21 protein-coding genes are annotated in these 24,291 nt (G+C 60.6%); 12 read left to right on the top strand and 9 right to left on the bottom strand.

All coding sequences use genetic code 11. The features are described 5' to 3' along the window. Positions 1-8: 8 nt before the first annotated feature. The 5 genes from PVE98_RS00105 (at position 9) to PVE98_RS00085 (ending at position 5,414) form a co-directional block, all read left to right on the top strand. On the top strand, positions 9-758 hold the full coding sequence (locus tag PVE98_RS00105; RefSeq protein WP_096072270.1) for a sugar phosphate isomerase/epimerase: 750 nt from the start codon (positions 9-11) through the stop codon (positions 756-758). 9 nt (positions 759-767) lie between these two features. Beyond that, entirely contained in the window at positions 768-1,721 is a 954-nt protein-coding gene (locus PVE98_RS00100; RefSeq protein ID WP_084884289.1) for a sugar kinase, read from the top strand. 35 nt (positions 1,722-1,756) lie between these two features. Continuing rightward, positions 1,757-3,037 (top strand): MFS transporter, encoded by a 1,281-nt coding sequence (locus PVE98_RS00095; RefSeq protein ID WP_096072271.1) that lies wholly within the window; start codon positions 1,757-1,759, stop codon positions 3,035-3,037. A 72-nt stretch (positions 3,038-3,109) separates the two neighbouring features. Next, entirely contained in the window at positions 3,110-4,081 is a 972-nt protein-coding gene (gene ghrB, locus PVE98_RS00090) for a glyoxylate/hydroxypyruvate reductase GhrB (RefSeq protein WP_096072272.1), read from the top strand. Between the two features lie 79 nt (positions 4,082-4,160). Continuing rightward, the gene (locus PVE98_RS00085) at positions 4,161-5,414 is read left to right on the top strand and encodes a valine--pyruvate transaminase (protein WP_096072273.1); all 1,254 of its coding nucleotides are present in this window, start codon (positions 4,161-4,163) and stop codon (positions 5,412-5,414) included. Between the two features lie 36 nt (positions 5,415-5,450). Here the strand turns inward: PVE98_RS00085 and PVE98_RS00080 are convergent, their stop codons facing one another. Next, positions 5,451-6,905, bottom strand: a complete 1,455-nt coding sequence (locus PVE98_RS00080) for a PLP-dependent aminotransferase family protein (RefSeq protein ID WP_096072274.1) — start codon at positions 6,903-6,905, stop codon at positions 5,451-5,453. Positions 6,906-7,142: 237 nt separating this feature from the next. On the opposite strand from PVE98_RS00080, the gene PVE98_RS00075 reads away from it, so the two are divergent. Genes PVE98_RS00075 through PVE98_RS00050 form a run of 6 tightly spaced genes read left to right on the top strand, consistent with a single transcriptional unit; the run spans position 7,143 to position 12,871 of the window. Then, the gene (locus tag PVE98_RS00075; RefSeq protein ID WP_096072275.1) at positions 7,143-8,609 is read left to right on the top strand and encodes a hypothetical protein; all 1,467 of its coding nucleotides are present in this window, start codon (positions 7,143-7,145) and stop codon (positions 8,607-8,609) included. A gap of 18 nt (positions 8,610-8,627) precedes the next feature. Beyond that, complete coding sequence (locus PVE98_RS00070; protein WP_096072276.1) at positions 8,628-9,905, top strand: acetyl-CoA carboxylase biotin carboxylase subunit family protein; 1,278 nt, start codon at positions 8,628-8,630, stop codon at positions 9,903-9,905. After that, complete coding sequence (locus PVE98_RS00065; RefSeq protein WP_033755469.1) at positions 9,902-10,600, top strand: class II glutamine amidotransferase; 699 nt, start codon at positions 9,902-9,904, stop codon at positions 10,598-10,600. The genes PVE98_RS00070 and PVE98_RS00065 overlap by 4 nt, the downstream gene beginning before the upstream one ends. Positions 10,601-10,605: 5 nt before the next feature. Then, positions 10,606-11,406 (top strand): hypothetical protein, encoded by an 801-nt coding sequence (locus tag PVE98_RS00060; protein WP_033755466.1) that lies wholly within the window; start codon positions 10,606-10,608, stop codon positions 11,404-11,406. Between the two features lie 36 nt (positions 11,407-11,442). Then, positions 11,443-11,943: a YbaK/EbsC family protein gene (locus PVE98_RS00055; RefSeq protein WP_033755463.1), complete on the top strand. Its 501-nt coding sequence runs from the start codon at positions 11,443-11,445 to the stop codon at positions 11,941-11,943. A 16-nt stretch (positions 11,944-11,959) separates the two neighbouring features. Beyond that, positions 11,960-12,871 carry an EamA family transporter gene (locus PVE98_RS00050; protein ID WP_033755461.1) on the top strand — a complete coding sequence of 304 codons (912 nt, stop codon included), beginning with the start codon at positions 11,960-11,962 and terminating at the stop codon, positions 12,869-12,871. 68 nt (positions 12,872-12,939) lie between these two features. Here the strand turns inward: PVE98_RS00050 and ibpA are convergent, their stop codons facing one another. Then, positions 12,940-13,356 carry a small heat shock chaperone IbpA gene (ibpA, locus tag PVE98_RS00045; RefSeq protein WP_033755460.1) on the bottom strand — a complete coding sequence of 139 codons (417 nt, stop codon included), beginning with the start codon at positions 13,354-13,356 and terminating at the stop codon, positions 12,940-12,942. A gap of 272 nt (positions 13,357-13,628) precedes the next feature. On the opposite strand from ibpA, the gene PVE98_RS00040 reads away from it, so the two are divergent. Next, the gene (locus tag PVE98_RS00040; protein ID WP_096072277.1) at positions 13,629-13,994 is read left to right on the top strand and encodes a YceK/YidQ family lipoprotein; all 366 of its coding nucleotides are present in this window, start codon (positions 13,629-13,631) and stop codon (positions 13,992-13,994) included. Here the strand turns inward: PVE98_RS00040 and PVE98_RS00035 are convergent. The 7 genes from PVE98_RS00035 to dnaA form a co-directional block, all read right to left on the bottom strand. After that, on the bottom strand, positions 13,978-15,231 hold the full coding sequence (locus PVE98_RS00035; RefSeq protein ID WP_096072278.1) for a DUF3748 domain-containing protein: 1,254 nt from the start codon (positions 15,229-15,231) through the stop codon (positions 13,978-13,980). The two genes, PVE98_RS00040 and PVE98_RS00035, sit on opposite strands and share 17 nt — an antisense overlap. Before the next feature lie 47 nt (positions 15,232-15,278). Next, on the bottom strand, positions 15,279-16,595 hold the full coding sequence (locus PVE98_RS00030) for an MFS transporter (protein ID WP_033755454.1): 1,317 nt from the start codon (positions 16,593-16,595) through the stop codon (positions 15,279-15,281). Between the two features lie 310 nt (positions 16,596-16,905). Next, positions 16,906-17,715 (bottom strand): sugar-phosphatase, encoded by an 810-nt coding sequence (gene yidA, locus PVE98_RS00025; RefSeq protein WP_033755453.1) that lies wholly within the window; start codon positions 17,713-17,715, stop codon positions 16,906-16,908. A 338-nt stretch (positions 17,716-18,053) separates the two neighbouring features. Beyond that, positions 18,054-20,462, bottom strand: a complete 2,409-nt coding sequence (gene gyrB, locus PVE98_RS00020; RefSeq protein WP_033755452.1) for a DNA topoisomerase (ATP-hydrolyzing) subunit B — start codon at positions 20,460-20,462, stop codon at positions 18,054-18,056. A gap of 17 nt (positions 20,463-20,479) precedes the next feature. Next, entirely contained in the window at positions 20,480-21,565 is a 1,086-nt protein-coding gene (gene recF, locus PVE98_RS00015) for a DNA replication/repair protein RecF (RefSeq protein WP_033793063.1), read from the bottom strand. A 214-nt stretch (positions 21,566-21,779) separates the two neighbouring features. Beyond that, positions 21,780-22,880 (bottom strand): DNA polymerase III subunit beta, encoded by a 1,101-nt coding sequence (gene dnaN, locus PVE98_RS00010; RefSeq protein WP_033755447.1) that lies wholly within the window; start codon positions 22,878-22,880, stop codon positions 21,780-21,782. Positions 22,881-22,884: 4 nt separating this feature from the next. Then, positions 22,885-24,291: a chromosomal replication initiator protein DnaA gene (gene dnaA, locus PVE98_RS00005; protein ID WP_033755444.1), complete on the bottom strand. Its 1,407-nt coding sequence runs from the start codon at positions 24,289-24,291 to the stop codon at positions 22,885-22,887.

Below are 24,291 nucleotides of genomic sequence, written 5' to 3'. Positions count from 1 at the left end.
GGGTAACGATGAACGCTGAAATTATTGTGGTGACCGCCGCCTACGGACAGCAACAGGTCGCCGCGCTGGGCGGTCAGCAGGCACTGCTGCCGCTGATCCAGCAGGCCGGCGCCGACGGCGTCGAAATCCGCCGCGAACTCTTCGACAATGCGACGCTCGCCAGTCTGCCCGCGCTGGCCCAGGCCATTCAGCAACATCAGCTGCGCGCCAGCTACTCGGTACCCGACACGCTGTTTTGTGACGACGGCGCGTTAAATCCCCAGCTGGAGAACTACCTTAAAGAAGCCCAGCAGCTGAACGCGCAGCGCCTCAAGCTGGCGCTGGGCGGATTTAACGGCGAGCTGCACGGCGCGGCTTTGCGCGCGCTTGCCGAGCGCTACCCGGTAGAGCTGGCGGTGGAAAACGATCAAACCGATAACGGCAAGCTCGCGCCTTCGCTGCGTTTTTTCCAGGCGGCGGAGCAGGCGAACCTGCCGGTGACGATGACATTCGATATGGGCAACTGGCTCTGGACGCAGGAGAACGCGCAGGCGGCGGCGACGCAGCTTGGGCGCTTCGTGCGTTATATTCACGTCAAGGCGGCTGAACCGCACGGCGACAGCTATCGCGCGGTGGCGCTGGACGAGGCGAAAGCGGACTGGCGCGACCTGCTGCGCCAGCTGCCGGATAATGCGCCGCGCGGTATCGAATTCCCGCTGGAAGGCGAGGATCTGCTGGCGGTAACCCGCCGCTACGTGTCGCTGCTGCGCACTCTGTAAGGAGAGAAGATGACTACTCTGCATAACGGCGCGCTGGACGTCGTCACCATCGGCGAAGCGATGGCGATGTTCGTGGCGCGTGAAACCGGCGATCTTGCCGCCGCTGAAACTTTTATCAAGCGCGCGGCGGGCGCGGAGCTTAACGTCGCCATCGGCCTGGCGCGTCTCGGTCTGAAGGTCGGCTGGGTCAGCCGCGTCGGCGACGATAGCTTCGGCCGCTTTATCTGCCAGGTGCTGGAGAGCGAAGGCGTCGATCGCCGCCAGGTGACGAAAGATGCGCGCTACCCCACCGGTTTTCAGCTGAAATCCAAAGTCGACGACGGCTCCGATCCGCTGGTGGAATATTTTCGTAAAGGCTCCGCCGCCAGCCATCTTTCCGTCGAGGATTTCAACAGCGATTACTTCGGCGCCGCGCGCCATCTGCATCTGAGCGGCGTCGCGGCCGCGCTCTCCGCCAGCTCGCTGGCGCTGCTGAAGCACAGCGCGAAAGAGATGCGCGCGCGCGGCAAAACCATCTCTTTCGATCCTAATTTGCGGCCGGTGCTGTGGCGCAGCGAAGAGGAGATGCGCCAGCAGCTCAACCACCTGGCGGAGTACGCTGACTGGGTGCTGCCGGGCGAAAAAGAGGGCTATATCCTGACCGGCTACCGCCAGCCGGAAGCAATCGCCGATTTCTACCTCGATAAAGGGGTGAAAGCGGTGGTGATTAAAACCGGCTGCGACGGCGCCTGGTATAAAACCGCCCAAGGCGAGCAGGGCCAGGTCGAGGCGATCCGCGTTGAGAACGTGGTGGACACCGTCGGCGCGGGCGACGGTTTCGCCGTCGGCGTGATCAGCGCGCTACTGGAAGGTAAAACGCTGCCGCAGGCGATTAAGCGCGGCAACAGAATCGGTTCGCTGGCGATTCAGGTGATCGGCGACAGCGAAGGGCTGCCAACACGCAGCGAGTTAGGCGATTTCTAGCCTGCATCCGAACCGCAATATCAGAGGAGAACCGCATGAAAACGCAGACAATCGCGCCGAAACGCTGGTGGTATATCATGCCCATCGTGTTTATCACCTACAGTCTGGCCTATCTGGATCGCGCAAACTTTAGCTTCGCCTCTGCCGCCGGCATCAACGACGACCTGGGCATCACCAAGGGCATGTCCTCGCTGCTGGGCGCGCTCTTCTTTCTCGGCTACTTCTTTTTCCAGATCCCCGGCGCGGTCTACGCTGAACGCCGCAGCGTGAAAAAACTGATTTTCTGGTGTCTGATTTTATGGGGCGTCTGCGCGTCCCTGACTGGCATAGTCAGCAATATTCCGATGCTGGCGGCGATCCGCTTTGCGCTCGGCGTGGTGGAAGCAGCGGTGATGCCGGCGATGCTGATCTATATCAGCAACTGGTTCACCAAGTCGGAACGCTCGCGCGCCAATACCTTTCTGATCCTCGGCAACCCGGTGACGGTGCTCTGGATGTCAGTGGTGTCGGGCTATCTGATCGACTCTTTTGGCTGGCGCGAGATGTTTATCATCGAAGGGTTTCCGGCGGTGATTTGGGCGATCGCCTGGTGGTTTATGGTGCAGGACAAGCCAGAGCAGTCGCGCTGGATGAGCGCCGAAGAGAAAGCCGCACTGGCTGCCCAGCTGAAAAAAGAGCAGGAGAACATCAAAGCCGTACGCAACTACAGCGAGGCGTTCCGCAACCGCAACGTTATTCTGCTCTGCATGCAATATTTCGCCTGGAGCATCGGCGTGTACGGCTTCGTGCTGTGGCTGCCGTCAATTCTGCGTAACGGCACGCAGATGGGCATGGTGGAAGCGGGCTGGCTGTCGGCGGTGCCCTATCTGGTGGCGACCATCGCAATGATCGTGGTCTCCTGGGCGTCGGACAAGATGCAGAATCGCAAGCTCTTTGTCTGGCCGCTGCTGCTGATCGGCGCGCTGGCCTTCCTGGGGTCATATCTGGTCGGCTCCGACAATTTCTGGCTCTCCTATGGTCTGCTGGTGATTGCGGGCGGCGCGATGTATGCGCCTTATGGTCCCTTCTTCGCCATCATTCCGGAAATGCTGCCGCGCAACGTTTCAGGCGGTGCGATGGCGCTGATCAACAGCATGGGCGCGCTGGGATCGTTCGTCGGTTCCTGGATTGTCGGCTATCTTAATGGAGCGACGGGCAGTCCGGCGGCCTCCTATATCTTTATGGGTGCAGCGCTGCTGGTCTCGGTGTGGCTGACGTTGATCGTCAAGCCCGCCGAAAACAAAACGCCGCCGCTGCACGGCGCGAAACACGCCTGAAAGCGTAAGCGCTGACCCTCTTCTCCGGGCGACCTGCGTGTCGCCCGTCACACGTTTTACAGGGAGCGAACGATGAAACCATCCGTGATTCTGTATAAAAGCCTGCCGGACGATCTGCGCGCCCGGCTCGACGCCCATTTCAGCGTAACCGAAATCAAAGATCTGTCGTCGGAAAGCCAGCAGCAGCACGCTGACGCGCTGGCGCAGGCCGAAGGGCTGATCGGCTCCGGCGGCAAGGTCGACGGCGAACTGCTGGCGAAAATGCCGAAGCTGCGCGCCTGTTCGACCGTATCGGTAGGTTACGACAACTTCGACGTCGAGGCGCTCAACCAGCGCCATGTGCTGCTGATGCATACGCCGACGGTGCTGACCGAAACGGTGGCCGACACCATGATGGCGCTGGTACTGAGCAGCGCGCGCCGCGTGACCGAGTTGGACGCGTGGGTGAAAGCGGGCCAGTGGAACAAAAGCATCGGGCCGGACAAATTCGGCATCGACGTGCACCATAAGACGCTCGGCATTCTCGGCATGGGCCGCATCGGCATGGCGCTGGCGCAGCGCGCGCACCTCGGCTTCGGCATGAAGGTGCTCTACAACGCGCGCCGCGAACATGAAGAGGCGCAGTCGCGCTTTAGCGCGCAGCGCTGCGATCTGGAAACACTGCTGAAAGAGAGCGACTTTGTCTGCATCAGCCTGCCGCTGACCGAGCAGACGCACCATATGATTAGCGCGGCGCAGCTGAAGCTGATGAAGCCGAGCGCCATCCTGATCAACGCCGGACGCGGTCCGGTGGTGGACGAAGAGGCGCTGATCGCCGCGCTGAAAGAGGGCACCATCCATGCGGCGGGCCTGGATGTGTTCGAGCAGGAGCCGCTGACCGCATCGCCGCTCTTCTCGCTGCCTAACGTGGTGGCGCTGCCGCACATCGGATCCGCCACGCACGAGACGCGCTACGGCATGGCGCAGGACGCGGTGGAGAACCTGATCGCCGCGCTGACCGGCAAGGTGGAAAAGAACTGCGTTAATCCAGACATTCTCAAGTAATCCGCCCTTCCCATTGCGCCTGCCGCTGGCGGGCGTTATCGTTGATTCCCCATTCGTCACATGTTTTTAACGTCTATATATGTCTTTTTCTCAGTTCGGCGACAAATTTACTCAGCACACCGGCATTTCACGTCTGATGGAAGATATGGGCGCAGGACTGCGCACGCCCGGCACCATTATGCTCGGCGGCGGCAATCCGGCGCAGATCCCGGCAATGAATGACTATTTTCAACAGCTGCTGCAGCAGATGCATGACGAGGGCAAGCTGAGCGAAGCGCTCTGCAACTATGACGGCCCGCGCGGCAAGGCCACGCTGCTGAACGCGCTGGCGACGCTGCTCAGCAGCGAGCTGGGCTGGCCGGTGACCGCAAAAAATATCGCCCTGACCAACGGCAGCCAGAGCGCTTTTTTCTATCTGTTTAACCTGTTCGCGGGTCGCCGCGCCGACGGCAGTAAAAAGCACGTGCTCTTTCCGCTGGCGCCAGAATACCTGGGCTATGCCGATGCCGGACTGGACGAAGGGCTGTTCGTTTCCGCTAAGCCTAATATCGAGCTGCTGCCGGAAGGCCAGTTTAAGTATCACGTCGATTTCGAACATCTGCCGATGCATGACGACATCGGCCTGATCTGCGTGTCGCGCCCTACCAACCCGACCGGCAACGTGGTGACTGACGACGAACTGATGCAGCTCGACGCGCTGGCGCAGCAGCACGACGTGCCGCTGCTGATCGACAACGCCTACGGCGTGCCTTTCCCCGGCATTATTTTCAGCGACGCGCGTCCGCTGTGGAATCCCAATATTATTCTCTGCATGAGCCTGTCGAAGCTCGGCCTGCCCGGCGCGCGCTGCGGCATTATCGTCGCCGACGAAAAGATTATCGGCGCCATCAGCAATATGAACGGCATTATTAGCCTGGCGCCCGGCAGCATCGGTCCGGCGATCGCCGCCGAGATGATCCAGCGCGGCGATCTGCTGCGGCTGTCGGAAACGGTGATTAAACCTTTCTATCAGGCCAAAGTGACTGAAACCATCGCCATTCTTCGCCGCTATTTGTCGGAGGAGCGCTGCCTGATACATAAGCCGGAAGGCGCGATTTTCCTCTGGCTATGGTTCCGCGATCTGCCGATCAGCACCGAGGCGCTCTACCAGCGGCTTAAGGCGCGCGGCGTTCTGATGGTACCGGGCCACTTTTTCTTCCCTGGCCTGGAGCAGGCGTGGCCGCACACGCACCAGTGCATGCGCATGAACTATGTGCCGGACGCCGAGAACATTGAGCGCGCGGTGCAGATTCTGGCGGAAGAGGTTGAGAAGGCGTTCGCGGAACAGCTTTGATTCGCGGTTTTAGAAGCGCGCCGGTTTGACCGGCGCTCACTCCTCTTTCGCCTCCAGCAGCGACTCCCGACACCACTGCGCCAGCTGACGGATTGCCTGCTCGACCTCTTCATTCCAGCCGAAGCCGGCGTTAAGCCGAAAACAGTGGTCGTAGCGATCGTCGGTGGCGAAAATATGGCCCGGCGCGATGCCGATGCCGGCGTTGCGCGCTTTGAGAAACAGCGCGCGCACGTTGAGCGCCCGGTGCGGCATCTCGACCCACAGCACATAACCGCCTTCCGGATCCGAGACGCGCGTGCCCGCCGGAAACTCGCGCAGCAGCGACTGACGCATCTGCTGAATCTGTCCGGCCAGCTCGCGCCGCAGCTTACGCAGATGGGCGTCATAGCCGCCGCTGCGCAGCAGCTCGGCGATCGCCGCCTGCGACAGCGTCGAGGTGCCCATGGTCGAGGTGTATTTCAGCGACGCGATCTTGCGCATGTAGTTGACGCTGTGCACCCAGCCAATGCGGATGCCGGGCGCAACGGTTTTAGAAAAGCCGCTGCACAGAATGGCGTTGGGACTAAAGGCGCGCATTGGAAAAGGCCGCCGCTCGCCGAACGCGGTATCGCCGAAAATATCGTCTTCGACGATCACCACGTCATTCTCATCGGCCTGACGGGCAATATAGGCCTTCTGTTCGTTGGGGATCGATTTGCCGAGGGGATTGTTGACGTTGCCGATGGTGAGAAAGGCCTGGACTGCCCTGCGGCGGAACAGCGCGGTGAGCTTTTCGACGTCGACATAGCCTTCCGGCCCGGCGTCGACCTCAATCACGCGCAGGTTGAGATTATACAGCATCTGCAGCAGCACGAAGTAGCAGGGCGATTCCACCGCGACCACGTCGCCGGGCCTGAGCGTGGCGCGCAGCGACAGCGACACCGCCTCGATACAGCCGTTGGTGATGAGAATATCGTCGGCGCTGATAGTGCAGCCATACTCCACCGCCCGACGTGCGATTTCATGCTTCAGCGGCAGATAGCCGGTGCCTTTAACGGTGTTGCCCAACAGCGCCGGTTTGCTGTATCCCATCTGACGCATCAGCAGCCCGATCTTTTTCACCGGATAGAGCGAGCTGTCGCCGTTCGCCAGGTCAAGACGAACGCGACACTCCGAGCCGAGGATCGCCAGGTGCATCTCCGTCTGTTCATCCAGCGGCGCCACCAGCCGCGGCTGCGCCAGCGGCGTCGGCCCCGCCTCTTTATTCGCCAGACGCGGCGCGACGAAAAAGCCCGATTTCGGCTTCGCCACCGCAAAGCGCTCATCCTCCAGCGTGCGCAGCGTTTTCAGCGCGGTGGTCAGGCTGACGCTGTACTGCGTCGCCAGCGTGCGCACCGAGGGCAACCGGCTGTCGGGCAGCAGCGATCCGCTGCGGATAGCCTGCTTAATCTGTTCGGCTATCTGGCGGTAACGACTGCTCTGACTCTCCTGCTCGTCCGTTTCACCGGGCATCTGTTCCACCCCATATCGTACTGATCTGTGCGTATTCAAGAGAGTACATTCAAAGTACTTTAGGCTGCATCTCTTAATTATTTATGACGCGCGGCCGCTCCGCTTTCTGCGTCCGGCGCCCTGTCGTCTGCCTTCGTTCCGGCATTCATTGCTACACCGCTTAATGGCCTGTTTTTCATGGAATCAGTAGGTTCCATGCATTTAAACGAATTTATCAGCCAAAGGAAAACGCGAAAAATGAATAATCTGTCCGCCATGATGAGAGAAATCGAAGGCTATCTGACGCCGGCAATCATCGATTCCGCTAAACGGTGCTCTCATCGTCTGCTTGCCGCGCTGCCGGATAGCGAGCAACTGTCGCGCAACCGCGTTCTGCTCGCCTACGGCGGCGGCAAAGACAGCAGCTATATGGTGGCCTATGTGCGTTACATTCAGGGGGTAATCTGGCGGCAGCGCGGCGACACCTTTCTGCTGCGCATCAGCACCAACCGCCACGCCGCCATGAGCGACAGCGTGATGGAGAATATCGACCGCGTTTACCGCGCGCTGGCTATTCACCATGACGCCTTCGTAGAAAGCCTGATTGTCGACGGCCAGCAGATCCGCCCTTTCGAACGTCATCTTCCCCTGCCCGAGTCGGTGCGCCAGCAAAACCGCAGCGACGTGCTGATGAACGGCCACCGCTTTCGCGCCGACGCGCGCTCGACCTTCTGCAACGCCTGCAACCTCAGCATGGTTAACTCGTTCGGCCTGGCGGCGCACTATAACGGCGGCGTGGACATGATTATCACCGGCGATTCGCCGCAGGAGCAGACCGCCTATGTCGCCTGGGCGCGGCATCTTTCGCGCCTGTTCGACGCGCCGACGGCGGAGAAAGATCGAGGCTTTCGCGGCTTTTTGCAGACGCTCGACGGCGTGGCGCATCGCTACTCGGCCGCTATCCACGGCGAGGCGGCGGTCACGCCCGCACGCCGCATCATGCATCAGCTGACGCGCGATCCGCTGTTCTTCAATATTTATCAGGACACCGCCTACGAAGCCGGCGCGCACTGGGCGCTGCTCAACGACTTTATGCGTTTCCGCTTCGATCCGCTGATGTTCAGCTTTTCCGAATCGGACTGCGGCAACCCGACGCTGATGGCGCACATTCGCGGCCTGCGCGCGGAAACCCTGCTGCAGCGCAGCTACGTAGAAGGCATCCGCGAATATGTCCGCTTTGCGCTGGGGCTGATGAAGCAAAAAGATTTTCCGCCTCAGCTGATCGCCGAGATGGCGGCGCGCTATCAGGACGAAGCCGCTATCGAACAGCAGCGCCAGCGCGCGGCGCGCTTCGCCGCCGAGGCGTTCGGCCTCGACGAAACCCAGCTGATTTGCATGATCTATTCGCCCTTTATCGCCCAGGGCAGCCAGCTGCACAGCTGGCTGACGCAGCAGCGGATCGGGCTGGATGAAGCGGCGATTCGACAGCTGCTCGCCGGCGAGCGCGACGACGCGGCGCTGGCGCAGCAGCTCGGTCAGCTTTCCGGGCTGGATATCGATCAGCTGCGCCACTGCTGGCAAAGCCGTCAGGTGAGTTCGCTGCTGGAGGGCAAAAGCGCCGATCCGCTGTCGCGCGTGCTGCGCTTCGATCCGCATAAGGCGGTGATTCAGGTAAACCACGGCGTCCTGCAGGATACCGTGACCGAAGTGATCTCCGGGCGCTGATCCCGGTAAGGCGAAGCGATGAGAAAAATTTTTCTGCAAATAGGCGCAACGCGCGACGGCCAGAACCCCTACTGCGAGGTGGCGAAGCGCGACGGCTACTTTACCGTACTGGCGGAGATGAGCGATTTCGTCGACTACCAGTCGCTCAGCCTGACGCTGCCGTTTGACCTGATCGTTCGCCTGGATCGGCCGGAAAATCCCTGGGAAGTGCTGCAAGCCTGCCTGCACGCCGGGCTGCTGGAGCATCCGCGCGTGGTGCTGGCCGGGTTTGAAGCCTACAACGCCAGCGCCGGCCGGGTGCGGGAAATACTGGCTGGACCCGATGCGCCGCGCACCTTTATCCCGCTGGATAAGTATGCCCAGCGGATGGCGCTGAAAAAAGCCTGGCCACGTTTTCCACAGCCGGAGTTTCGTTTTTTCGCCTCGCCGCTCAGCATTCTCGACGCCCATCAGGCGCTGATCTATCCCTGCGTGATCAAGCCGGTGGACAGCGGCGGCGGCCTGGGCATATGGCTGGTGGAGGCGCCCGAACGGCTGGCGGGCGTGGTGCAAATGCTGGAAGAGACCGTGAACTACGGCGGCCGCAGCTTTAGCGGGTTTATCGTCGAAAGCTGGCTGGACGGCGACGAATATTCGCTGCAGGGCGTGGTGCATGAGGGTCATCCGCACGCCCTGACCTGCTGCCAGAAGGTGATCGAACAACATCGCGACGCCCAGGGCGGCGTCAGTTTTTACGAATCCGGCCACGTCGCCGTCGCCGCCGAGACGCTGCCGCCCGCGTTCGCCAGCCTGATGAAGTTCTGCTGCGAAACCTTCGGCTACCGGCTCGGCGCCTTTCATATCGATTTTATCGTGGTGGATGGCGTGCCGCACTTTCTTGAAATGGGCTTTCGCCTTTCCGGCATGGGCGTGGCCAGCCTGGTCGAAGAGGCGACCGGCATCGACTGGGTAGCCGTCGCGTTTCGGCTTGAAGCCGGCGGCGAAATGCCTGCGCTGCGCTTCGCCGCGCCGTCGCGCGCCGTCGGCCAGCTACGTCTGCGCCAGCCAGCCCAGCTGCGCCAGGCGGAAAGCTGGATTGCCGAACATCGTCAGGGGGCGCTGCTGCCGCCGCTGACCTTTGCCGGCTTACAGGTGTCGCGGCGCTCGTCGCTTTATGCCGATCTGACGCGCCATGCGGGCATACTCGGCACGCTGCGCCTGTCGGCTGGCGGTCGCGACGACATTCTGGCCGTTTTTAACAGCGTGGTGCGCACCGCATCTCGCCTCTCAGAAGGAAATTTATTGTGTGCAGAATGATTCTGGCGCAGGGCGAATTCGACGCGGCGCAGGTGCTGGAGGCGGCGCGCGCCATGAGCTGCGGGGAAACCGCCTGCCATGACGGCCCGATAAAAGAACATCCGAACGGCTGGGGATGTTTGTGGCTGGAGGCGGGCGAGATCCGCACGCTGCGCGGCAGTGGTCCCTTTGCCGACGCGCTGCCCGATATCGATGTCGAACGCATCAAAGGTCGCTTTCTGGCGGTGCATGTACGCCACGCCACGCTGAGTAAAAACCAGGGGCTGGAGTTCGCCCATCCGCTGCTGCGCGACAGTGCAGGCACGCGCTGGTACATGATGCATAACGGTTTTATGCCGAAGGTCTACGCCCGTCTCGGCATGGCGGCCTCTCGCTTCGACTCGGCGGAGTACCTGGAATATCTGGTGGATCGCGTCACGCCAGCCGACTTCACGCGCGACTACCTGCGCGACAAGCTGGCGCAGGTCGAGCCGGGCGGCAGCGCGGGCAACGCGATTTTTGTCACGCGCGACCGGGCATGGGCCTGGCAGTGGCACCCGCAGGATACGCCCTATCCGCACTACTTTACGCTGCACGTTTTGCAGCAGGAGCGCTGCACGTACATTTCGTCTGAACCTGTTCCAACCCTGGGCGACGCCGCCAGCTGGCGACGCATGGCTAACCATGAACTACGCGAAATTCCTTTGGGGGAGTAAACATCATGGCCATTTTTAATCAGATACGCGTGATCAATCCCAACATGTATGTAGAGCGCACCTGGCTGGACGATATCGTCACGGCGCGCGTACCGCTGCTGGTGCTGCGCAACTTCCTCACCGATGAAGATCGCCAGGAGGTGGTGACCGATTTGCAGCGCTGCCGCGAGCAGATCCGCGTGTCGCACTATCCCAACGGCGCGCTCACCACGCTCGGGCCCTACCTGGCGAAACATACCGCCGCGCCGGAAAACTACTTTACCGAATGGCGCGACATCGCGTCATCGCTGCCGCCGTCGCTCGCGGCGCTGCGCCTGCAGATCTATGAGTGGGTGCGCCACGCGCTAAAGCTGGAGAGCCTGCAAACCGCCCATGAGCCAGGGCTGGGCGACTACGCCGGTTCCATCGTGCGTTTTCATGCCGATGGGGTCGCCAATCCGCTGCACAACGACAATATCGTCCGCGACGCGGCCGGAACCGGCCTGGCGGTGACGCAGATCCTGCATCAGCTGAGCTGCGTGGTCTGCCTGCAGGAGTGCAACGCGGGCGGCGGGCTGCGCATTTTCAACAAAAAATGGTCGCCCGACGATGAGCGTTTCAAAACGCCAGGCGAGCTCGGCTACCAGAGCGGCGTGGTGATGCAGAGCGAAACCTGCGAGTTCGCGCCGCGCAGCGGCGATATCTACCTGTTTAATCCCGCCTTTTACCACGAGATCGATCGGGTCGAAGGCGATACCCGCATCACGATGGGCTTCTTTTTTGGCCTGACCGACAAAAAAATGAAACACGCGATTGCGTGGAGCTGACGCCCTGCGCGCAGCCTTGCAAGACGAGGAGAAGAGATGACGACATTTGCAAAGATTACCGAACTGCTGGATCGGCACGACGCGGACTATCGCGTGGTAGAACACGAGGCCATCGGCCAGACCGACGCCATCAGCGCGCTGCGCGGCAATGCGCTTAACCAGGCGGCGAAGGCGATGGTGCTGGAGGTGGCGATGCCGGACGGCGCCGAATCGCGCTTTCTGCTGGCGATCGTGCCGGGCGACTGCAAAATCAATTTTAAAAGCGCCGCGCGCGCCATCGGCGGCAAAAAGTCGAGCTTCGCCGCGCCCGAGATGGCGCAGTCGCTGACCGAGTGCGTGATGGGCGCGGTGCCGCCGTTTAGTTTTGATGACCGGCTGGCGCTGCGCGTCGATGCGCGCCTGCGCGACGTCGGCACGCTGTGGTTCAACGCCGGCGCGCTGGAAAAATCGATCGCTCTTAACGCAGAGGACTATCGCCGTATCGTAGGCGAAGCCTGTTATGCCGATATCGCCACGCCCGTGGCGGTTAGCGCCTGACGGCAGAGGAAAGGTTATGTCAGTCAAAGATATGTTGCTGGCGCTCTGCGTCGTGGTGGCGTGGGGCGTTAATTTCGTGGTGATCAAGCTCGGCTTGCAGGGCATGCCGCCCTTCTTGCTGGCGGGACTGCGCTTTTCCCTGGTGGCGTTTCCGGCGATCTTTTTTGTCTCTCGCCCCGCTATTCCGCTGCGCTGGCTGGTGGTCTACGGCATGACCATCAGCTTTGGCCAGTTCGCCTTTCTGTTTCTCGCCATCAAGCTTGGCATGCCCGCCGGGCTCGCCTCGCTGGTGCTGCAGGCGCAGGCCTTTTTCACGCTGCTGCTGGGCGCGCTGCTGCTGGCGGAAAAGCTGCGCTGGAACCATATCGCCGGCGTGCTGATCGCCACGCTGGGGATGTTTATGCTGGCGACGGCGGGCATGGAGGGCCAGTCGGCCGCAGGCATTACGCTGACGACCATGATGCTGACGCTGGCGGCGGCGCTGTCGTGGGGGCTGGGCAATATCACCAACAAGATCATTCTGCGCAATCGCAAGGTGCCGGTGATGTCGCTGGTGGTGTGGAGCGCGCTGGTGCCGGTGCTGCCCTTCTTCGCCTGTTCCTGGCTGTTTGAAGGAGAAGAGGCGATTGTTTTCAGCCTGACGCACATCTCGCTACAAACGGTGCTGGCGCTGATCTATCTCGCCTTTATCGCCACCATCGTCGGCTACGCCATCTGGGGCAACCTGCTTAGCCGCTATGAAACCTGGCGCATCGCGCCGCTGTCGCTGCTGGTGCCGGTGATCGGCATTCTCAGCGCCGCGCTGGTGCTGGGGGAGCGCCTCTCGTCGCAGCAGATGCTGGGCGCGGCGGTGATTATCTTCGGCCTGCTGGTGAATGTCTTCGGCGGCCTGGTGAGCCAGCGCCTGGCGATGCGCACGCATCCTTAACGGTGCGGCGTGCGGCTCAGACATAAAAAAACGCCGCGAAGGCGGCGTTTTTTTCTCGTTGATTCTGATTAGTTCAGAATTTCAATCCGGCGCGGTTTCGCCTCTTCAGGGACGATGCGTTCCAGATCGATGCTCAACAGGCCATTTTCCAGTCGCGCGTCACGTACCACAATGTGGTCGGCCAGCTGGAATTTGCGCTCGAAGTTGCGTTCGGCAATACCCTGGTAGAGATATTTGCGTTCGGTCTGCTCTTCAGGATGCGCGCCACGCACGATCAGGACGTTATCGTGAGCGGTAATATCCAGTTCGTTCTGGGCAAAGCCCGCCACCGCGATGGTGATGCGATAGTGGTTTTCGCTGACCAGTTCGACGTTATACGGAGGATAGCCGCCATTGCTCTGGTTCTGGTTGGACTCCAGCAGGTTAAACAGGCGATCGAAACCGATAGCAGAGCGATAAAGTGGAGCAAGATCAAAATTACGCATGGAATGACTCCTGATATTCAGCAAGTTTTGGCAACCTTCCACCATGGACAGGTTGTGCGGCGCCCCGATGTCCGAGCGCGTCCGTAGCTTAAAAATGGGTATGCTCAGACCGGTTTCAAGAGGCGAAACGCAATTTTTTTCGCCAATCAGCTGAAGTGGCATACACTCAGGAGACCTTTCGTCTGACATAGCGCACCTCGCCGTAGAGTGAGGACGTAAGCGGACAAGCTAACTCAGCCGGGGCGGTCGCCACAGTTGAAGGGATGATGAAGATGAAATTATTGAAGGCATTTCCTCTGGCAGGCGCGCTGGCCTGCTGCACCTTTACGCTTGCAGGATGTTCCAGCGTTATGTCGCATACCGGCCCGAATCAGGGCTACTATCCGGGCACGCGCGCCAGCGCCGATATCCTGGTGGACGATAACAGCAGCTGGGCGCTTAAGCCGCTGGCGCTGATCGATCTGCCCTTTTCCGCCGTACTGGATACGCTGCTGCTGCCGTGGGACTACGCGCGCAGCGACGACGACAAATCAATCGACTCCCCGCGTGAGCGCATTCTTCAGAGCGAAAAGCTGAACCACACGCAGGAGAATCTGGCGCAGGCCGCGCCTTATCCTTTAGCTACGCCGACACAGTAAAGAGCTGCCGCCAGCCGTCGACCTCTCGCATAAAGGCGATCAGCCGCCCGTCCGGCGACCAGACGACCGCGTCGCCGCTCGGCGGCTGTTCGCTGCGTTCGGTGAGCGGCTGACAGACGCCGCTCTCGATATCGCAGCGCATCACCTGATTGTCGCTGATAAAGGCGACGGCCGTGCCCTGCGGATGCCAGCTAAACGCCGACTGCACCGAATGCGCCAGCCGCGTGACCTGACGCACCGCGCCGCCGTTGGGCGACACCGTCCAGAGCTGCACCACATCCTGCTCGTCCGCCATTAAAAAGGCGATGTCGCTGCCGTCTGGCGCGCTGCGCAGCCAGTGGCGCGGCTGCTGGGCAAGCCCGCGCGTCGTAAAGGTCAGCCGGCGCTGTCGCACGCCGGCAGGCGGCGCAGGCAGGCTGCTCTCCGTCCCCTCCAGCGGTTCCTCGCCCGGCATGGCGTACGCCTCCAGCGCCTCCGGCAGATCGACAACAAAAACTTCCGGCTGCTTTTCGCCAGCGGCGGAGATCGTGTCGCCGATAAAGGCGATAGCCCAGCGCTGCCAGCTGCCGTCCGGCTTCTGGTAGCCGCGCGCGCCGATCCAGCCCTCTTCATACGCGCGGTTAATCTCGTCGCTGCCCGGACGCGGCGCTGCGGTGGTGCGGCTGACCAACACGCAAAAGTGGCTGCCGCTGTATTCGCGCGGATGCTGTTGGATCGGCGCGACCGCGCGCAGCGGCAGCGCGATACCGACGTTGCGCAGATCCTCTTTCGGGTCTCTTTCGTGCATCACATGATCGTTATAGGTGAAGCTGACGCGTGTGCCGTCCGGACTGTAGAGATGCACATGCGAGCCGCCGCGCAGCGCGCCGGGCGTAAAGGGCGGGGTGATGTCGCAGGCGTCGAGGTTTTGCGCGCGGCCGTTTTGCACGATGACGCCGCGCCGGTGATGAAAATCGTAGTGCCAGCTCTCGTCAGGCTGTTCCGGGCCGTGAATGCAGAGATAGCGCGGCGGCAAATCCGGACTGACGGTTACGACGCCCACATGCGCGCCGTCGGTCGCGCGATAGAGCACCTCGACCTCGCCGGTCTGCACATTGACGCGCTCAATGGTGTCGCTGGTAAAAGAGGCGCCCGACGGACGCACGTCGAAGGCCAGCCACTGGCTGTCGGCGGTCCAGACGTTGCTGTTGGTCAGCTGGTGATGCCGCGGGTTAAAGGTGATCTGTTTTTCGCGCATAGGGCAACCTGACTAAAAATGTTGCCCCACACGCTACGCCAAAAGCGTTAAAGATGCAGCTTCGATTTCGGCTGCGGCGCGGCAACGCCCTCGATCGCCCGTTTACGTCCAACTAACAGCCCGAGCGCGCCGCCAAGGATGAGCGCACCTGCCACGATCAGCAGGCCGTCGTTATAGCTGTTGGTCGCGTCTTTGATGCGTCCCATGACCGGCGGAAAAGCCAGCCCGGCGATATTCGCCACCGCATTAATCAGCGCCACCGACGCGGCGCCCGCTACGCCGGAGACCGTTTCGGTGGTCACCGCCCAGAATACCGGCGTGATGGCCCAGTTCAGGCCGACCATCAGCACCAGCAGCAGATAAGCCATCCACTGTTGCGGCGCCGCCAGCGCCGCCAGCAGCAGCAGGCCCGCTGCCATCAGCGGCAAGCCGAGATGGCGCGCCCGCTCGCCGGTGCGATCGGAATGGCGGCCATTAAGGTACATAAAAATGCAGGCGAAGAGAAAAGGCACCGCCGACAGCAGGCTAACCGTCAGGTTGCTGCGCTCCGCCGCAACCGCTTTAACGATCATCGGCAGAAACAGCGTAATGCCGATGGTACCGAAAGCCTGCAACAGCCACAGCAGGCTGAGCATCCAGACGCGCCGGCTTTTTAGCGCCACGCGCCAGTTATGATCGCGTATCGCCGAGTGCTGCTCGTCGCGCGCCAGCGTCTGTTGCAGGTAGCTGCGCTGTTCCGCCGTTAGCCAGCGCGCATTAGCTGGCGCGTCGTCGAGATAGAACCAGGTGACGATGCCCAGCGCGAATGCCGGAATGCCTTCCAGCAGGAAGAGCCAGCGCCAGCCTTCGACGCCCAGCATGCCGTGCAGATTCAGCAGGCTGCCGGAGAGCGGCAGGCCGATCACCGACGCCAGCGCCGCGCCGATATAAAACAGCGACATGGCGCGCGCGCGGTCGCTGCGCGGATACCAGCAGCTCAGGTAGAAAATAATGCCGGGCGTAAAGCCCGCCTCCGCCGCGCCGAGCAAAAAGCGCATTACGTAGAGCTGCGTCGGCGTCTGCACCAGGCTCATGCCCGCGGCGATAATGCCCCAGCTCACCATGATGCGCGCGATCCAGCGCCGCGCGCCGACGCGCGTCAACAGCACGTTGCTCGGCACTTCGAAGATGATGTAGGTGACATAGAAAATACCGGCGGCAATGCCGTACATTTCGGCGGTCATCGCCAGATCGGCGTTCATTTGCAGCGCGGCGACCGAGATATTGGCGCGGTCGATATAGGCAATGAGATAAAGCACCATGATAAAAGGCATGATGCGCAGGTTCATTTTCTTAATGGTGCTGAGGTGAAGAGAGTTGTTCATCGCAAGATCCTCAGTTCGGATAGCGTAGCAGCAATTAACCGTTTGATTCTAAAGTGTTAAATTGTTATGCCGCAGCCTGTGGCGACAGGGCATCGCCTGTACAGCTGCGTTCGATCATCAGCGCTGCGACGCTGCGCGACCGACCTTTACTAGCGAATTGATTTCAACTGATAAGAGTGAGGCTGATTGTAGTACTCATAAATAAATTTGTACTACAATGGAGATCACAAAACAGACAATGCGAGCCAGCTGGCCCGCCTTGAAAGTAAAAAGTGTGAGGCTGGACGGCGGAATGCCATCCAGAAGGGAGTTAAAGCACCAGCTCTTCGATAGCGTGCGCGACACCATCTTCCATATTGGTTTTGGTGACGAACTGCGCTATCTGCTTAACGGAGTCGATAGCGTTGCCCATCGCGACGCCCGTGCCGGCGTACTCGATCATCGCCAGGTCGTTCTCCTGATCGCCAATCGCCATCACCTCGTCGCGCGCCAGACCCAGCTTCTCCGCCAGCATTTTAACGCCCTGCCCTTTGTTGACGCGGCGATCGAGGATCTCCAGGTAATAAGGCGCGCTCTTGAGAATGGTGTAGTTCTGCTGCGCTTTGGCGGGCAGACGCTGAATCGCACTATCCAGCAGATCGGGTTTGTCGATCATCATCAGCTTGGGAAAACGCGTGGCGCGGTCCATCTCTTCCACGGCGCGATAGCGCACTGGAATGCCGGTCAGGCTCGCCTCATGAATGGTGTATTCGCTGAGATCTTTGTTCGGCGTATAGAGCGAGGATTTGTCGAACGCCTGGAAATGGACGCCCAGCTCGCGCGACAGTTGTTCAATGTAGAGATAGTCGTCAAAACCCAGCGTGATTTCCGCCACGCACTCGCCATCTTTCGCCTGCTGCACCAGCGCGCCGTTGTAGCTGATGCAGTACTGACCGTCGTCGACCAGGCCGAGCTCCATCAGGTAGCGCTGGATCCCTACGTATGGACGACCGGTCGCCAGCACCACGGCAACGCCTTTTTTATGCGCGCGATCGATAGCCGATTTAACGCCAGCGGTGATCTCGTGCTGCGGGTTAAGCAGCGTGCCGTCCATATCAATTGCAACCAGTTTAATCGCCATAGCTTCCTCGTTGAGTCAGGGTTTGGCTTAAATGCTAGCGCGATTCAGCTCACTATGACCAGTTTCGCGGCATTTCAGGCATAAAAAAACCCTTCCGGATGGGAAGGGTTTGCAAGCTGGAGCCGGCGTGGGTGACTGGAACCGATCGCAAAGTCGCTGTTCGTCATCCCTGACCGCTCGGCCCGCGCAAATACGCGCCTCTTCCTGAGGCGCGCCCGTAAACGGGCCAACGCGCTGCGTTGTTCAAAAACGCTCCCGGCGTTTTTGTCCTTGTCGCAGGACGCTTTGCTCTTCGGTTCCAGTCACCCACGCTTTAGCTTTAGTCGTCGTCTGTTGGCTTAAATATCGATATTCGCCGCTTTCAGGGCGTTCTCTTCGATAAAGGCGCGGCGCGGCTCAACCGCATCGCCCATCAGCGTGGTGAAGAGCTGATCGGCGGCGATAGCGTCCTTGATGGTGACGCGCAGCATGCGACGGCTGTCCGGATCCATCGTGGTTTCCCACAGCTGCTCGGCGTTCATCTCGCCCAGACCTTTGTAACGCTGTACCGACAGACCGCGACGCGACTCTTTCACCAGCCATTCGATGGCCTGCTCAAAGCTGTCGACCGGCTGACGGCGCTCGCCGCGCTCGATGTAGGCGTCTTCCTCAATCAGGCCGCGCAGCTTCTCGCCCAGCGCGTTGATTTTACGGTACTCCGGTCCCTGAACGAACTCGGCGTCCAGCGTATAATCGGTGTCGACGCCGTGCGTGCGCACGCGCAGAACCGGTTCGAAGATGTTCTGCTCGCGGTTTTCGCGTACCTGAGCGACATAGCTGCTACCGTGCGTTTCGCGCTCGGCCAGGAAAGCCACCAGCGCGTCCAGCCAGGCCTGAACCTCAGCCTCGTTGCTCAGATCGCTCAGCGTTGGGTGATAAACCAGCGCGCGCAGCAGCGCAACCGGATAGCGGCGTTCCATACGCTTGATCATCTTCTGCGTGCTGTTGAACTCCGCGACCAGATTTTCCAGCGGCTCGCCGCCCAGCGCCGGCGCGCTGGCGTTGGTGTGCAGCGTCGCGCCGTCCAGGGCGATGGCGATCTGATACTGATCCATCGCTTCATCGTCTTTGATGTACTGCTCCTGCTTGCCTTTCTTCACCTTGTAGAGCGGCGGCTGCGCGATATAGACGTGGCCGCGCTCGATGATTTCCGGCATCTGACGATAGAAGAAGGTCAACAGCAGCGTACGGATGTGCGAGCCGTCGACGTCCGCATCGGTCATGATGATGATGCTGTGATAGCGCAGCTTGTCCGGGTTGTATTCGTCACGGCCGATGCCGCAGCCCAGCGCGGTGATCAGCGTCGCCACTTCCTGCGAAGAGAGCATCTTGTCGAAACGCGCTTTCTCTACGTTAAGGATTTTACCCTTCAGCGGCAGAATCGCCTGGTTCTTACGGTTACGACCCTGTTTGGCCGAACCGCCTGCGGAGTCACCCTCCACCAGGTAGATTTCAGAGAGCGCCGGATCGCGCTCCTGGCAATCCGCCAGCTTGCCCGGCAGACCCGCCAGGTCGAGCGCGCCCTTACGACGCGTCATTTCGCGAGCGCGACGGGCCGCTTCACGGGCGCGGGCGGCGTCAATGATCTTGCCGACGACAATTTTGGCGTCGCTCGGGTTTTCCAGCAGGTACTCGCTCAGCAGTTCGTTCATCTGCTGTTCCACCGCCGATTTCACCTCGGACGAGACCAGCTTGTCTTTGGTCTGCGAAGAGAACTTCGGATCCGGCACTTTAACCGATACAACGGCGACCAGGCCTTCGCGGGCGTCGTCGCCGGTGGCGCTGACTTTCGCTTTCTTGCTGTAGCCCTCTTTGTCCATATAGGCGTTCAGGGTACGCGTCATCGCCGCGCGGAAGCCCGCGAGGTGCGTACCGCCGTCGCGCTGCGGAATGTTGTTGGTGAAGCAGTAGATGTTCTCCTGGAAGCCGTCATTCCACTGCAGCGCCACTTCCACGCCAATGCCGTCTTTCTCGGTGGAGAAATAGAACACATTCGGATGGATAGGGGTTTTGTTCTTATTCAGGTATTCGACAAACGCCTTAATGCCGCCTTCGTAGTGGAAGTGATCGGCTTTGCCGTCACGCTTGTCTTCCAGACGAATTGATACGCCGGAGTTCAGGAACGAGAGTTCGCGCAGGCGCTTCGCCAGAATGTCGTATTCGAATTCAACGACGTTGGTGAAGGTTTCGTGGCTCGGCCAGAAACGCACGCGGGTGCCGGTCAGATCGGTTTCGCCGGTGACGTTCAGCGGTGCCTCAGGCACGCCGTGCACGTAAGTTTGCTGGTGCACTTTGCCTTCGCGACGAATGGTCAGCTCCAGCTTCTGCGACAGGGCGTTCACGACCGAGACGCCCACGCCGTGCAGACCGCCCGACACTTTATAGGAGTTGTCGTCGAACTTACCGCCTGCGTGCAGCACGGTCATGATCACTTCGGCAGCGGAAACGCCCTCTTCTTCGTGAATGCCGGTGGGAATGCCACGGCCATCATCCTGAACGGAAACGGAATTATCGGCATGAATGGTCACGACGATATCACTACAGTGACCGGCGAGCGCTTCGTCGATTGCGTTATCCACGACCTCGAATACCATGTGGTGCAGACCGGTGCCGTCATCCGTATCGCCGATATACATACCCGGACGTTTGCGTACCGCATCCAGCCCTTTCAGAACTTTGATACTTGAGGAGTCATAAGAATTCGACATCAACGTTTCTCGCTCATTTAATCTTCAGGTTGAACCGCTATTTTACCCTGTTCCACGCGGAACATCTTGCCCTTTTCGTCACTCATATCGATGACATGATCGGTGGCGATAGCGCTGACAAACACCTGAGCCTGCGTGGCTTTCAGTCGTTGCGCCAGCAGGCGCCGACGGCTGTCGTCCAGCTCGGAGGCGAAGTCATCAATCAGGTAAAGACAGCGGCGTCCGCTCTGGCGCGTCAGGAACTCGCCCTGCGCCAGACGCAATGCACACATCAATAGTTTTAACTGGCCGCGCGACAGCAGATCTTCGACCGGCGTGCCGTCGGCGCGAATGCGGAAATCCGCTTTATGCGGGCCGCTGGCGGTGTAGGTCAGCGCGCGGTCGCGCTCGAAATTGCGCTCCAGCAGATCGCCGTAGGCGCTCTCTTTATCCCAGCCGCGCTGGAAAGAGAAATTCAGCGCGAACTCCGGCAAAAACTGCCCGCAGGTGGCGACGATCTCCGCCGAAATGGCTTCGCTGTATTCCGCGCGCCACTGGCTGATCTGTTCCGCCAGCGGCACCAGCTCCTGATCCCAGGCGCGGATTTGGCTGTAGCGCGTGACCTGGCGCAGCGCGGCGTTGCGCTGCTTCAGCAGGCGCCGCAAATTGCTCCAGGCGTTGAAGAAACCGGGCGTGTTGTGAAAACAGCCCCAGTCGACATAGGCTCTACGGTATTTGGGGCCGCCGTTGAGCAAAGTAAACCCCTCGGGGGTAATTAACTGCATCGGCAGCAGCTGCGCCAGCTCTGCGACTTTATGGCCGTCGCTGCCGTCGATACGCACCTTGCTGTCGCCCGCGCGGTTTTTGGTCAGACCGACCGAAATCTCCCGCTCGCTGCCCTCAATGCGGCCGTGCAGCACAAAGGCGGCTTCGTCGTGGCGGATCACGCGCCCCGCCTGCAGGCTGCGAAACGCGCGGCCATGACCAAGCGTGTAGATCGCCTCCAGCACGCTGGTTTTGCCGCTGCCGTTCGCGCCGACCAGGAAATTAAATCCCGGCGCCAGCGCCAGATCGGCCTGCTCGATATTACGAAAGTCTTTGATAAGGAGGCGGGTTAAAGCCATGAATCAGTCCAGCGTGAAGGCATTTAAGAAGTGTCGCTATTAGGCGATCCAGACCGTAAACGGCGACGCCGACAGCCTCACCATCACCAGGCCGTCGGCGTCGCCGCTAATTTGCGTCCGGCCAGCGCGCAGGTCCTGGGAGCATACTGAAGTATGCGACCAGGGACGAGCACTGCCCGGACGTAAAGTAGCAAGTAAGCCAGGCCGATATATTCTACAAGCGCATGGGCATCACGACGTAGGCGGCTGCCGGGCTGGCGAGATCTTCTATCTGCACGCTCGACACCGAATCGGTCAGCAGCAGACGCACATTCTCGCACTTCAGCGCGTTCAGCACGTCCAGCACGTAGCTAACGTTAAAGCCGATCTCCAGCTCGCTGCCGCCATAGGTCACGTCCAGCATCTCTTCCGCCTCTTCTTGTTCAGGGTTGTTAGCGGTGATTTTCAGCTGATTCTCGGTGATATAGAGGCGAACGCCGCGGAATTTCTCATTCGAGAGAATAGCGGCGCGCGCGAAGGCCTGCTTGAGAATATCGCAGCCCGCTTCCAGCGATTTGTCCGGATTTTTCGGCAGGACGCGGCGATAGTCGGGGAAGCGACCGTCCACCAGCTTCGACGTAAAGATAAAGTCGCCGACGTGCGCGCGGATATTGCTGCTGCCGATCTGCAGCTGCAGCGGCGTTTCGCCGCCGTCCAGCAGACGCACCAGCTCAATGACCCCTTTACGCGGCACGATCACCGAATGGTTCGGCAGCGCCTGACCAATCGGCATCGAGCAGACCGCCAGACGGTGGCCGTCGGTGGCGACGGTGCGCAGCTCTTCGCCTTCGGTCTCAAACAGCATGCCGTTGAGGTAGTAGCGCACGTCCTGATGGGCCATCGAGAACTGCGTCGCCTCGATCAGACGCTTCAGCGTCGCCTGCGGCAGCGTAAACTCCACTTCGCTCTGCCAGTCGTCCAGATTAGGAAAGTCGCTGGCCGGCAGGGTCGAGAGCGAAAAGCGGCTGCGCCCGGAGCGCACCAGCATGCGTTCGCCTTCCAGCGTGACGTTAATCTCCGCGCCTTCGGGCAGTCCGCGACAGATGTCGAGGAATTTACGCGCCGGGACGGTGGTGGCGCCCGGCTCGTGCGGCTGGGTCAGCGCGACGCGCGCCACCATCTCCATTTCCAGATCGGTGCCGGTCAGCAACAGCGTGCCGTCGTTGACCTGCATCAGCAGATTTCCCAGGATCGGCAGCGTCGGGCGCCCGCCTAACGGGCCGCTGACTTGCTGCAGCGGCTTTAGCAACTGCTCACGTTCAACAATAAATTTCATAGCGTCAGGAGGATAAAGTTCGGATGAGATTAGAGAAATCTTCTTTTATGTCGTGGCTCTCTTCGCGCAGCTGCTCGATTTTACGGCAGGCGTGAAGCACCGTGGTATGGTCGCGGCCGCCGAACGCGTCGCCGATCTCCGGCAGACTATGGTTCGTTAACTCTTTCGCCATCGCCATCGCCATCTGGCGTGGGCGCGCGACCGAGCGCGAACGGCGCTTGGACAGCAGATCCGCGACCTTAATTTTGTAATACTCGGCCACCGTCTTCTGAATATTGTCGATGGTGACCAGCTTTTCCTGCAGCGCCAGCAGATCGCGCAGCGCTTCGCGCACAAAATCGATAGTGATGGCGCGGCCGGTAAAGTTAGCGTTGGCGATCACGCGGTTCAGCGCCCCTTCCAGCTCACGCACGTTGGAGCGCAGGCGTTTGGCGATAAAAAAGGCGACCTCGCCCGGCAGACGAATATCGTTCTCATCCGCTTTTTTCATCAGAATCGCCACGCGCGTTTCCAGCTCCGGCGGCTCGATGGCGACCGTCAGGCCCCAGCCGAAGCGCGACTTCAGCCGATCTTCCACGCCGTTGATCTCTTTAGGATAACGGTCTGAGGTCAAAATGATCTGCTGATTGCCTTCCAGCAGCGCGTTGAAGGTGTGGAAAAACTCCTCCTGTGAGCGCTCTTTATTGGCGAAGAACTGAATGTCATCGATAAGCAGCGCGTCGACGGAGCGGTAGTAGCGCTTGAACTCTTCAATGGCGTTGTTTTGCAGCGCCTTCACCATATCCTGCACAAAGCGCTCGGAGTGCATATAGACCACTTTGGCATTCGGCTTGCGCGCGATGATGCCGTTGCCGACCGCGTGCAGCAGGTGGGTTTTGCCCAGGCCGGTGCCGCCATAAAGGAAGAGCGGGTTATAGGCGCCGCCGGGATTGTCCGCCACCTGACGCGCCGCCGCGCGTGCCAGCTGGTTGGATTTACCCTCTACGAAGTTATCGAAGTTGTGGCGGTTATTCACATTGGAGCGGTAGGTCACATCGGCCGGCGCCGGGACGTTGTCCCAGCTTGGGCGCAGGATCTGCGCCGGCGCGGGACGGCTCTCGACCGGGGCGGGCGCGCTGACGCTCGCCATCGCCGGCTGGCTCATTGCCGCAGGCTGCTGCTGCACGGAACGCGTCCCGACTTCGAAACGCAGCAAAGGCACGTCTACGCCGCAGAATTCGTTCAGCAGCCCGTTGATGTTATTGATGTATTTATCTCGTACCCAGTCGAGCACAAACCGATTTGGTGCATACAAGGCCAGCGTATTGTCGTTTAACTCCGCCTGCAGCGGTCGAATCCACATGCTGAATTCGGTGGCAGGAAGCTCATCCTGCAAACGGGCAAGACACTGTTGCCAGAGCGTAAGTGACAC

The organism is Pantoea sp. GABEPS69 (assembly GCF_045780835.1).
In the GTDB taxonomy this organism is placed as follows: domain Bacteria; phylum Pseudomonadota; class Gammaproteobacteria; order Enterobacterales; family Enterobacteriaceae; genus Pantoea; species Pantoea septica.
This window is presented reverse-complemented; position numbering and strand designations above follow the sequence as displayed.